General features: G+C 73.5%; 3 protein-coding genes. All 3 read right to left on the bottom strand.

What is annotated here, in order from left to right; genetic code table 11:
* Window positions 1-22 precede the first annotated feature (22 nt).
* The 3 genes from AB0P03_RS10255 to AB0P03_RS10245 all read right to left on the bottom strand — a co-directional run bounded on the left by AB0P03_RS10255 (window position 23) and on the right by AB0P03_RS10245 (window position 11819).
* Complete coding sequence (locus tag AB0P03_RS10255) at window positions 23-1702, bottom strand: NAD(P)/FAD-dependent oxidoreductase (RefSeq protein ID WP_363581834.1); 1680 nt, start codon at window positions 1700-1702, stop codon at window positions 23-25.
* On the bottom strand, window positions 1689-10931 hold the full coding sequence (locus tag AB0P03_RS10250; protein ID WP_363628387.1) for an amino acid adenylation domain-containing protein: 9243 nt from the start codon (window positions 10929-10931) through the stop codon (window positions 1689-1691). Before AB0P03_RS10250 ends, AB0P03_RS10255 begins: the two co-directional genes overlap by 14 nt.
* Before the next feature lie 69 nt (window positions 10932-11000).
* Window positions 11001-11819 (bottom strand): sterol desaturase family protein, encoded by an 819-nt coding sequence (locus AB0P03_RS10245; protein ID WP_363628427.1) that lies wholly within the window; start codon window positions 11817-11819, stop codon window positions 11001-11003.
* Between the last annotated feature and the right edge of the window lie 314 nt (window positions 11820-12133).

The raw sequence follows: 12133 nt of genomic DNA, 5'->3' as shown, positions 1-12133 counted from the left end.
TGCCTGCTGGTGCTCATTCCGGTCATTCCGGCACTCCCACGGTGGCCCGGTCGAGTTGCGGCAGTTTGCCCAACTTGCCCGCATGCCAAGGTTCCTGGTTGTCACTGGGCCAGGCCCGGAACGGCCGGCCGAGCTCCCGGCAGAGGTACTGCGCGGCGTACCGGCCGCTGGTGGCGGCGCGGATCAGACCGCCGAGTCCGGCCCACTGCCCGGCCATCGAGAAGCCGCGCAGACCGGGCAGCCGCATCCGGTCCCGGTTGACCAGCCGGTTGGCGGCGTCCTCGGCCTCGGAGAAGGCCTGCCAGGCGAGGATGCTGCCGTAGGTGTTGCCGGTGAACCGCTCGGTGGTCACCGGGGAGGCGACGTCCACGACTTCGATCCGGCGGCCGAGCCCCGGGTACGTCCGCTCCAGGAACTCCCGGACGAACGCGGCGACTTCCTGCTTGCGCGCCCGGTAGGCGCGGCGGTCGCGGACCCGCAGGTCCTTCCAGGAGCGGTAGTCGCTGAAGTAGGTGCAGTGCAGCACCGACTTGCCGGGCGGCGCGAAGCCCTCCGCGTAGTCCGAGCGCAGTTGGACGACCAGGCTGTGCTGGAGCGAGCCGGGCAGCCGGGCACCCTGCTCGGGCGACAGCAGGTAGGTGGTGCTGTGCGGTTCGCCCTCGGGCAGCGGGCCGTCCACGCCGACGAAGGCCGAGACCACGGCCGGGTACAGGTTACCGGGCTTGTCCAGCAGCTCGCCGTACAGCCGGTCGGTGGCGGGGCTGGACCAGCGGCCTTCGAGCAGCCGGTCGAGCACCGTCGGCCCGTCGCAGGCGGCCACCACGTGGTCGGCGAAGTGCCGGGAGCCGTCCCGGAGTTGGACGCCGACGGCGCGGTCCCCCTCGACCAGGATCCGCTCCACCCGGCAGCGGTAGCCGACCACCCCGCCGAGCGAGGTGTAGCGCTCCTCCACCGACCGGGCCAGCCCGAGCGAACCGCCCTGCGGGAAGCCAGTGTTGCCGTTGTGCGCGGCGGCCAGGGTGTACAGGTACGGCAGCAGCGGGAAGCCGGCCGGCTCCTGGAGGAACATGTTGGGCAGCGCCCGCCGCAGCAGAGGGTCCTGGAAGCGCTCGGCGAAGCCGCTCATCGGGGTCGTCGCGGTCCGCCAGAAGAGCCGGAACGCGGGCAGCACGGTGCGCAGGGTGCGCAGCCGCTCGGCCGGGCCGCGCAGCGGCGGCGGGGTGAGGTCCCAGGGCAGGTCGATGGCGGCGAAGCGGCGCAGGTCCCGGCAGAAGGCGCGGATCGGCTTGGCGTCGCCGGGGGCGGTGGCCAGCAGGTGCTGTTCCAGCCGGTCCGGGTCCCCGTAGAAGGTGACGGCGCGGCCGTGTTCGTCGACGACGCGGTTGAAGACGTCGAAGCGGGTGATCGACTTGCCGTCGAGGGCGCCGAGTTCGCGCCACACCTGGTTCGCCCCGGTGCCCTCGGCGGTGCCGATCAGCCAGTCGATGCAGTAGTCGAACAGGTAGCCGTGCCGGGACCACGCGGTGCAGCAGCCGCCCGGCAGCACGTGCTTCTCGAAGATCCGGGTCTCCAGCCCGCTCATCTGCGCGTAGCAGCCGGTGGAGAGCCCGCCGATGCCCGCGCCGATCACGATGACCCGGGGCGGGCCGCCGGGGGCCCGCTCCCGGCTCGACCAGTCCGGCCCGCGCTCAGACCCGGCCATCGGCGGTGCCTCCGGCCAGGATGGCGCCCGCCAGTTCGGCGTTGCGGGCGGCGAACTCGGCGTCCAGCATCTCGGCGTGGCTGCCGTGCCCGGCGTGGACGGCCGTTCCGGCGCTGGAGGCGCCGTGCCAGGAGCCGTGCTCGCCGCCCGCGTGCAGCGCCAGCCGGTCCCGTTCGCACACCACGTTGAGCGGGGCCTTCAGGACGCCCAGGTTGGGGGTCCTGCTGCAGAACGCCAGGTAGTCCCGGGCCTGTTCGAGGGTCTCCTGGGCGACGATCCGGGAGCCGGTGTGCCGGTGCAGGTGCTCGTGGAGTTCGCGTTCGAAGACGGCCAGGTGCTCCTCGCCGAGCTCGAAGGGCTCGGGGATCCGGTAGGAGTCCACCACCAGGACGGAACTGACCGTACGGCCTCGGCGTTCGAGCTCCCGGGCCACCTCGAAGGCGAGGTTGCCGCCGAGCGAGTAGCCGAGCAGGACGTACGGCCCCGCCTCCTCCAGGTCCTCGACCAGGTCGGCGTAGCGGGCGGTCTTGTCGTCGCCGGTGAGGTAGTTGAAGGCGGCGAGCCGGTGGTCGGGCAGGTGGGCGGCGAGCTGGCGGTAGACCAGGCCGTGGCCGCCGGCCGGCGGGAAGCAGAACACCGTCCGCCCCTCGGGCGCCCCGGGGTTGAACCAGAGGTACGGCTGGCCGCCGGCGACCTCGCCGGTGATGATCTGCTCCAGCGTGCGGGCCATCCCGTGCAGGGTGGTCACCTTGAACAGCAGGCCGACCGGGATGCTGATGTTGAACTCGGTCTGCAGGTGGTGGATCAGCTCGATCAGCCGGATGGAGCTGCCGCCGAGCTCGAAGAAGTCGTGCTGGAGGCCGACCTCCGCCACGCCGAGCAGGTTGCTCCAGTGCTCGGCGGTGCGGATCTCGTAGAGGGTGACGGGCGGTTCGTGCTGCGCGCCGCCGGTGTCGATCCGGGGCTCGGGCAGGGCTGCCAGGTCGACCTTGCCGTTGGGGGTGAGCGGCAGGGCGGGCAGTTCGGTGAGGTGGGAGGGGATCATCACGGTGGGCAGGTGCTCGGCCAGGTGGCGGCGCAGTTCCCGGCGGTCCAGGGTGGTCCCCTCGGCGGGGACCAGGTAGGCGGCCAGCACGGCTTCGCCGGTGGAATCCTCACGGACCGTCACACAGGCCTGGGCGAGTTCGGGGCGGGCGGTGAGGTGGGCCTCGATCTCGCCGATCTCGATCCGGTGGCCGCGCACCTTGACCTGGTTGTCGATCCGCCCGAGCAGGTGGGCGGTGCCGTGGGCGTCCCAGTGGCCGAGGTCGCCGGTGCGGTAGAGCCGGACGGGCGGGCCGTCGAGCTCCAGGGTGGTGAAGCGCCGGGTGGTCTGCTCCGGGTCGTTCGGGTAGCCGGCGGCGACACCGGCGCCGCCGATCCACAACTCGCCGGGCACGCCGGGCGGTACCGGCTCGCCGTAGTGGTCGAGGATGTACAGCGCGCTGTTGGGGAAGGGTCGGCCGATCGGCACCATCCGGCCGGGCTCCAGGGCGTCCGCGCCGCCCTCGTAGTAGCTGGTGTCGATGGTGGCCTCGGTCAGGCCGTAGGAGTTGACCAGCCGGGTGTCCGGCCCGCACAGGGCGCGCAGCCGCCGGTGCTCGGCGGCCTTCCAGGAGTCGGAGCCGACGACCAGCAGCCGCAGGAAGTCCAGCCGCAGGCCCTCGCGTTCGCAGTGGGCCAGCAGGCCGCGGGCGACGGCGGGCACGAACTCGCCGCAGTCGACGGCTTCCTCGCGCATGGTGCGGTACAGCCGGGCGGTGTCGAACAGCAGGTCGCGGTCGACCAGGACGAGGGTGCCGCCGGTGCTCAGCGCCCGGGCGAGGTCGCCGGAGAACACGTCGAAGGCGGTCCCGGCCATCTGGAGGTGCACCCGGGCCTCGGTGTCGAGGCGGTACTCGGCGCGCCAGCCCGCGGTGACGGCGGCGAGGTTGCGGTGGTCGACCCGCACGGCCTTCGGGCGGCCGGTGGAGCCGGAGGTGTGGATGACGTAGGCGGGGCGGTCCGGGTCGGCGGCGGGCAGCGGGCCGCTCTCGGCGGCGGGCCGGTCGAGCTCGTCCAGGGTGACGGGGCGGACGGGCGGTTCGGTGCCGAACGGGTTCCGCTCCGCGACCACGACGAGGGCCGCTCCGGCGTCGGTCACCTGGTAGGCGAGCCGGTCGGCCGGGTGTCCGGGGTCGAGCGGCAGGTAGGCGGCGCCGGCCCGCCAGATCGCCAGCAGGACGACGATCAGCTCGGGTGACTTGTTTAGGCAGACCGCGACCACCGAGCCTTCGCCGACGCCCAGTTCGCGCAGCCGCAGGGCCGTCCGCTGGGCCCGCCGGTCGAGTTCGCCGTAGGTGAGGCGGCGGGCGCCGTCCGGGCGGGGGGCCGTGACGGCGACGGCCTCGGGGTGTTCGGCGGCGGCCTTGGCGACGAGTTCGGGCACCGGGGTGTCGTGGTCCGCCCGCCGGTCGGCGCCGCTGAAGCCGGTGAGGATGCGGCGGCGTTCGGCCTCGTCGAGCATCCGCAGCCGGCCGACCGGGCGGTCGGCGCCGGCGCTGGTCATGGCGTCCAGCAGGTTGCGGTAGTGCGCGGCCAGCCGCTCGACGGTGGCGGCGTCGAAGAGGTCGGAGTTGTACTTGAACACGCAGTGGAAGCAGCCGTCCGCGCGGTCCTCGTAGGCGGACAGCGTCAGGTCGAACTGCCCTTCCTCCTCGGGGAGTTCGATGTACTCCAGGCGGTAGCCGAAGCGTTCCACGGCGACCTTGTGGGTGAGTAGGATGAACATCGCCTGGAACACCGCCGAGCGGCTGGGGTCGTGCTGGAGCCCCAACTGCTCGACCAGCAGCGGGAACGGGTACTCCTGGTTGTCCAGGCCGCCGAGCACGCTCTCCCGCACCCGGGCCAGCAGCTCGGACACGGTCGGCTCCCCGGCCAGGCTGACGTGCAGCGGCAGCGGGTTGACGAAGTAGCCGTAGACGGAGGCGAACTCCTCCTGGGTGCGGCCGGTGACGGGGCTGCCGACCACGATGTCCTGCTGGCCCGACCAGCGGTGCAGCAGCAGGTAGTAGGCGCTGAGCAGCACCATGAACGGGGTGGCGTGGTGCGCGCGGGCCAGCTCGTGGACGCGGGCGGTCAGGTCGGCGTCGAGCCGGAAGAACGCCGAGGCGCCGTTGTGGGTCTGCACGGCCGGCCGGGGCCGGTCGGTGGGCAGGGCGAGGACGGGCATCTCGGCCGGCAGGTGGCCGCGCCAGTAGTCGAGCATCCGCCGGGCGTCGGGGCCGGCCAGGAAGCGGTTCTGGTGGTTGAGGAAGTCGAGGTAGCGGGCGGCCACGGCGGGGAGTTCGGGGGTGCGGCCGTGGCGCAGCGCCTCGTAGACCTCGAACAGCTCCTCGATGAAGGTGAAGGTGGAGATCGCGTCCGAGACGATGTGGTGGACGGCCTTCATCAGGACCCAGCGGTCCGGTCCGCGCCGGAACAGTCGCAGCCTGACCAGCGGGTCGTTCGCGAGGTCGTACGGCCGCCGGTACTCGGCGACGATCAGCGCGTGGATCTCCTCCCAGGGGCGGCCCTCGACGTCGAACAGTCCGGTGTCGGCCACCGCCTCCGGGCGGATCCGCTGGACCGGTCGGCCCTCCTCGGCGGTGAAGGCGGCCCGCAGCCCGGGGTGCCGGGCGACCAGCGCGCGGAAGGCGGCGAAGACCAGCTCGGGGTCGAGCTCGGCGCGCACCTCCACCGCGCCGCCGATGTTGTAGGCGAAGCCGTCCGGGTGCAGCTGGCGCAGGAACCACAGCGCCTGCTGGTTGTGGGTGAGCGGGTAGCGGGCCTCGTCGGTGTGCAGCTCGACCTCGGCCTGCTCGGGGCCGCCCTCGGCGTCGAGCCGCTCGGCCAGGCCGGCGACGAGCAGGTCGACCAGGTCGCCGACGGTGCCGTTGCTGAGCAGCGCCACCACCGGCAGGGCGACGCCCAGTTCGCCGTGCACCCGGGCGCGCAGCTCCATCGCGAGCAGCGAGTCCAGGCCGTGCGCGCCGAGCCTGGTGTCCGGGGCGATCCGCTCGGCGCCGATCCGCAGCACGGCCGCGGCGGCGGCGGTGAACCGCTCGGTGACCAGCCGGTGCCGGGTCGGCGGATCCGCCGTGCGGTAGGCGTCCAGGAAGCCGCCGGTCTCGGCCGGGGCCTGCTCGGCGGCGCCGGCGGCCAGGTCGGCGACCAGCGGCGGCGGCGCGGGGTACCAGGCGAGGAAGGTCGGCCAGTCGACCACGGTGGCGACCAGCAGCTGGGCGCGGTCCTGGCCGAGGACGCGTTCCAGCACGGCCGTGCCGGCGTCCGGCGGGAGCGAGCTCATGCCGCGGGCGTCGCGGTAGTGGGCGACCAGGCCCAGTTCCTCGATCATGCCGGTGGCCCAGGGGCCCCAGTCGAGGCTGAGCGCGGGCAGGCCGGCGGCCCGGCGGTGGTGGGCGAGGGCGTCCAGGAAGGCGTTGCCGGCCGCGTAGTTGGTCTGCCCGGCGGTGGTGAGCAGCGAGGCGACGGAGGCGAACAGCACGAAGTGGTCGAGCGGTTCGTCGCGCAGCAGCCGGTGCAGCAGGTGGCCGCCGACCACCTTGGGGGCGTATCCGGCGTCGAAGGCGGCCCGGTCCATCTGCGGCACCAGCACGTCCTTGACCTGTCCGGCGAGGTGGAACACCCCGCGGATGGGCGGGCGTTGGCGTTGCCGGTAGTCGGCGAGCCAGGCGGCGAGGGCGGTCTCGTCGGTGACGTCGACGGGGGCGAGCAGCGGTTCGGCGCCGAGCGCCTGGAGTTCGCGCAGGAAGGCGATCCGCTCCCCGGCCGGGCTGGCGGGGTCGGTCCGGTACCACTGGTCGCGCTCGGGCAGCACGGTACGGCCGACCAGGATCAGCCGCCGGGCGCCGCGCCGGACCAGGGTGCGGCAGAGCAGCCGGCCGAGCGCGCCGAACGCGCCGGTGACCAGGTAGCTGCCGTCGGGGCGCAGGACCGGCGGCAGCGGGCGGGTGAGGCCCTCGGCCCGGCGGAGCCGGCTGGTGCGGCGGTGGCCGTCCCGCAGGGCGATCTCCTGCTCGTCCCGGGAGGTGAGTTCGGCGAGCAGCGCCTCGGCCTGGTCGAGCGGCTCGGCGGCGGGGTCGAGGTCGATCAGGGTGCCACGCTGGGCGACGAGTTCCTGCTGCCAGAGCACCCGTCCGATGCCCCAGGCGGGTGCGCCGAGCGGTTCGACCCGGTCGTCGGGGGCGGCGGCCTGGGTGCCCCGGGTGACGATGTGCAGCCGGGCGTCCGGGAGGGCGGCGGGCAGGGCCTGGGCGAGGGCGATCAGCGCGTAGCCGCCGAGGGTGGCGAGCTGGTCGAGCCGGTCGGCCGTGGTGGTGTCGAGGGCGGGCTGGTCGAGGTTCCACAGCTGGACGACGGTGCGGTAGCCGGGGCCGAGGTCGGTGAGGAGCCGGGTGAGGTCCTCGGCGGAGTCCGGGCGGACGGTCGAGCGCCCGTCGCCGGGCCGGTAGTCGGTGCCGGGCCGGACCAGGTGGCAGCGGGCGCCGCGTTCGGCGGCCAGCGCGGCGAGGCGTTCGGCGAGGCCGCCGGCGTCGGCGAACAGCAGCAGGTCGCCGAGGTCCTGGTCGGCGGGCGCGGCCGGGGCGTCCGTCCAGGCGAGTTCGGTGAGCCAGCTGTCGATGGTGGCGAGGCCGACCGAGGCGGGGGCCTGCGCGACGTCGGCGACCCGGAAGCCGGTGATCCGGCCGACCGGGGTGCCGTCCTCGGTGTACAGGGCGAGGTCGCCGACGAGTTCGCCGCCGCCCTCGCGGGTGACGGTGGCGTGCGCCCACAGCGGCCGGTCGCCGGCCTGGTCGAGCCGGACCTCCTCGATGGACACCGGCAGCCGGACGCCGCCGTCCTCGGGTGTGAGCAACCGGGTGGCCAGCAGGGTCTGGAAGCAGGCGTCGAGCAGCACCGGGTGCAGCTGGTGGTCGGCCGCCTCGGGGCCGAGCCGGTCGGTCGGGCTGATCCGGGCCAGTGCCTCGCCAGGGCTCGTCCACACCTCCTGGACGGCCTGGAAGGCGGGCCCGTAGTCGTAGCCGCGGGCGGCCAGGAGCCGGTAGCAGTCGGGGCCGTCGAAGCGCTGTCCGCGGGAGCGGATCGCCTCGGCGTCCAGCGCCGGCCCGTGGGCGCGGCGCTGGCCGGTGCGGACCCGGCCGCCGGCGTGCACCACCGGTTCGCCGCCGACCGGGGTGGAGGCGATGGTGAAGCGGGCGTCCTCCGGGGCGTAGCCGAGTTGGACGGGGGTGGGCTCGGTGTCGGAGAGGAACAGGGCCCGGTTCAGCTCGATCTCGGCGAGCACCACCTCGGTGCCGCCGGTGAGGGCGCGGACGGCCTGGGCGGCCATCTCCAGGTACCCGGCCGCCGGGAAGACCATCTGGCCCTCGATCCGGTGGTCGGCCAGGTAGGGCAGCCGCTCGGGGTCGAGTGCGGTGGTCCAGGCGGGTTGGGCACTCGCGGTGCGGCGGCCGAGCAACGGGTGGTCGACCTCGCCGAGCCGGACCTGCCGGACGGCGCTCGGCTCGACCCAGTACCGGTCGCGCCGCCACGGGTAGCCGGGCAGCGGCACCGGGCGGCCGGCCGGGTGCAGTGCGCGCCAGTCCGGTTCGACGCCCAGGGTGTGCAGTTCGGCGAGCGACCGGGTGAAGCAGGCGGGCTCGTCGGCGTGCCGGCGGATGGACGGCAGGGCGTGCGCGCCGTCGACGCACTCGCGGATCGCGTGGCCGAGCACCGGGTGCGGGCCGATCTCCAGGAACAGGCCGTGCCCGTCCTGGGCCATCCGTTCGACGGCGGCGCGGAAACGCACCGGGTTGCGGACGTTGTGCCACCAGTACCCGGCGTCGAGTTCGGGGCCGCGGGCGAGGCCCTCGCGGGCGGTGAGGTAGAGCGGCAGCCGGGCCTCGTTGGGCTTGAGCGCGGCGAGCGCTGCGGTCAGCTCGTCCCGGATCGGGTCCATCCGCACGCTGTGGTAAGGGACTTCGACCTCCAGGAAGCGGGTGAACACCTCCTGTCCGCGCAGTTCCTCGGCGAGTTCGCGCAGCGCGTCGGTGTCGCCGGCCAGGGTCACGGTGGAGGGGCTGTTGACGGCCGCCAGCGAGACCCGGGCTCGGTACGGGCGGATCCGGCGCTCCGCCTCGGCCTCCGGGAGGCCGACGGCGAGCATGGTGCCGGTGCCGGCCAGCCGCTGCTGGAGGCGGCTGCGGGCCAGCACCACCCGGACGGCGTCGGCCAGGTCGTACACCCCGGCCTCGTAGAACGCGGCGACTTCGCCGGTGCTGTGCCCGACCACCGCGTCGGGGCGCAGGCCGTGGCTGCGCCAGAGCGCGGACAGGCCCAGCTGGACGGCGAAGTTGGCGGGCTGGGCGAGCCAGGTCTCGGCCATCCGGGAGTCGGCCTCGTCGCGGTGCAGTTCGTCGAGCAGGGACCAGCCGGCCTGCTCGCGGATCTCCCGGTCGCAGGCCTGGACGGCCGCCCGGTAGACCGGTTCGTTCTCGTACAGGCCCCGGCCCATGCCCCACCACTGCGGGCCCATGCCGGTGAACACCCAGGCGAGACGGCGCTGTTGGCGCTCCCGGGCGCGGCCCTGGAGCACCCGGGGGTGAGCCTCGCCGCGCTCGTGGGCGGCCAGCGCCTCGTCCAGGTCGTCCCGAGTGGAGTAGGCCACCGCGAGCCGCTCGGGCAGGTGCTGGCGCCGGTGCGCCAGGGTGTGGCCGAGGTCGTCGAGCGGCACCCCGGCAGCGAGCTCCCGACGGATTCCGGCGGCGAGTTCGGGCAGCCCGGCGGCGTCCTTGGCGCTCAGCGGCAGCACGGTGCAGGCCGGCTGCGGGGCCGGGGCGGCGGGCCCGGTGCTCGGCGGCTCCTCCAGCAGGACGTGCGCGTTGGTGCCGCCGAAGCCGAAGGAGTTGACGCCGGCCCGGGCCGGTCCGTCGTGCTCGGGCCAGTCGATCGGGGCGGTCGGGATGTCGAAGGGCAGCGCGGCCAGGTCGATGCCGGGGTTGGGCCGTTCCAGGTTGAGGTGCGGCGGGATCCGCCGGTGCTTGAGGGCCAGGGCGGTCTTGATCAGCCCGGCGACGCCGGCGGCGGCCTCGGTGTGCCCGATGTTGGTCTTGACCGAGCCGACGTAGCAGCGGTCGCCCGGGCGGCGGCCGATGCCCAGCACCCGGCCGAGCGCGGCCGCCTCGATCGGGTCGCCGACCGGGGTGGAGGTTCCGTGCGCCTCGACGTACTGGAGGCTGCCGGGCAGCACCCCGGCCTCGGCGCAGACCCGTTCGATCAGGGTGACCTGGGCGTCCGCGCTGGGGACGGTGATGCCGTTGGTGCGCCCGTCCTGGTTGACGCCGCTGCCGAGGATGACGGCGTGCACCGGGTCGCCGTCGCGCAGCGCGTCCGACAGCCGCTTGAGGACGACCACGCCGACCCCCTCGGCCCGGACGTAGCCGTCGGCGGAGGCGTCGAAGGCGCGTGAGCGGCCGTCGGCGGACAGGAAGCCGCCCTTGGTCTCGGCGATCGTGTACTGCGGCGCCATGTGCAGCAACGCGCCGCCCGCCAGGGCGAGTTCGGTCTCGCCGCGGAGCAGGCTCTGGCAGGCGAGGTGCACCGCGACCAGGGAGGAGCTGCAGGCGGTGTCGATCGAGACGCTGGGGCCGCGGAAGTCGAAGCAGTGCGAGATCCGGTTGGACACCATCGTCATCATGGTGCCGGTGGCGGTGTGCGCGGCGAGCGTGCGGAAGTCCAGGTCGGCGAACTGGAGGATCTTGTAGTCGAGGGTGAAGGCCCCCATGTAGACGCCGACGTCGCGGCCGGCCAGCTCGCCGGGGCGCAGGCCGCCGTCCTCCAGGGCCTCCCAGCTGACCTCCAGGAGCTTGCGCTGCTGCGGGTCCATATGCTCGGCCTCGCGCGGGCTGATGCCGAAGAAGTCCGGGTCGAAGGTGTCGAAGCCGTCGATGTAGCCGCCCCGGCCGCCGACCAGGCGGCCCGGTTTGGACCGGTCCCGACTGCCGAGCGTGCCGGTGTCGTAGCGGTCGGCGGGTGTCGCGGTGAGGCAGTCCCGACCCTCGACGAGGTTGCGCCAGTAGGTCCGGTGGTCGTTGGCGTGTCCCGGCAGGCGGCAGCCGATGCCGGTGATCGCGATCCGGTCGCAGGGCACGGCGAAGGGCGAGGTGTTCATGATCCAATCCGAGGGTGATGGCGTGGCGGCGCGGACACGGGCGGAGGAAGAGCGGCCTCGCGGGCAGGGTCAGACGGACGGCTCGGTGGTCTTCACCTGGCGCCAGGGGTGCAGCAGGGTGGCACCCACTTCGCCGGTGGCCGGGAAGGCGGCCGGATCGGCGAGGCCGACGGCGGTGGGCACCCGGCCGGGGCGCCAGGTGAAGCTGCCGAACACGTGGTCCCACAGCGAGAGGTCGGAGGCGTAGTGCCCGGCCTCAGCGAGGTCGGTGCTGTGGTGCAGTCGGTGGAGCTCGGGGCCGGCCAGCAGGTGGCCGAGGAACCCGAGGCGGACGTCGATGTTCGCGTGAACGAAATACCCCTGCGCAAGAATGAATATTCCGACCACGAACACGGATTCCGCCGAGAAGCCGATCAGCGACAGCAGGAGTTGCACCACGGACTGCGCGACGAACACGTCGAGAATATGGTTCACACCGTTGTTCGCGACATTCACCTTGTCCGGCACATGGTGGACGCCGTGCAGGCGCCAGAGCCACCGGTTGTGGTGGGACCAGCGGTGGACGAGGTAGTCGCCGAGCGATCCGATCAGCAGCGCGAGCGGGATCTCCAGGGCGAACGGGAGCACCGGATGGGCCGCCCCGAGCACCTGCACCAGCGCCGTCACCAGCCCCTGGGCGAGCGCACCGCCGACCATGCTCAGCACGAAGTACACGGTGTACCAGCGCAGTTCACGCCCACTCGGATGCCAGTCGGTCCGGTACGGGATCACCCGCTCCAGTACGGCCAGGTACCCGAGGACGCCGACCAGCACGAGGGGGGAGACCCGGTCGGGCTCCCAGTGGAAGTGCAGTGTGGCGACGGCCGTGCACAGCACCCCCAGGAGCAGAAGCGGATGAGCGAGCCGGCGTGCAATGGCGGACAGCACGCGCCCCCTTGGTTATTCGCGAACTAATGACTGGAAACGTCAGAGACTCTAGCTGGAGAGGTCAGCTACGGCAGTCATTCGACGTGTTAACGCCATAAATAACCCGATCGGAGGAAGATCTGCGCACGAAGTTGACACCAGACCGGCGCGAAAGGGGCGCGTTTGTTCGCAGGCGCTGGAGAAACCGGAGCGCAGCGGGGTCGGTCCCACGCCGGGCGAGGTCGCACGCCCCCTGGCGCAGGGGGCGGTCCGGACCCGGATCCGGCCCCCGGTCC

The organism is Kitasatospora sp. NPDC088779 (genome assembly GCF_040685395.1).
In the GTDB taxonomy this organism is placed as follows: Bacteria; Actinomycetota; Actinomycetes; order Streptomycetales; family Streptomycetaceae; genus Kitasatospora.
The sequence above is the reverse complement of the archived record's forward strand: the minus strand, read 5'-3'. Positions and strand labels throughout refer to the sequence as shown.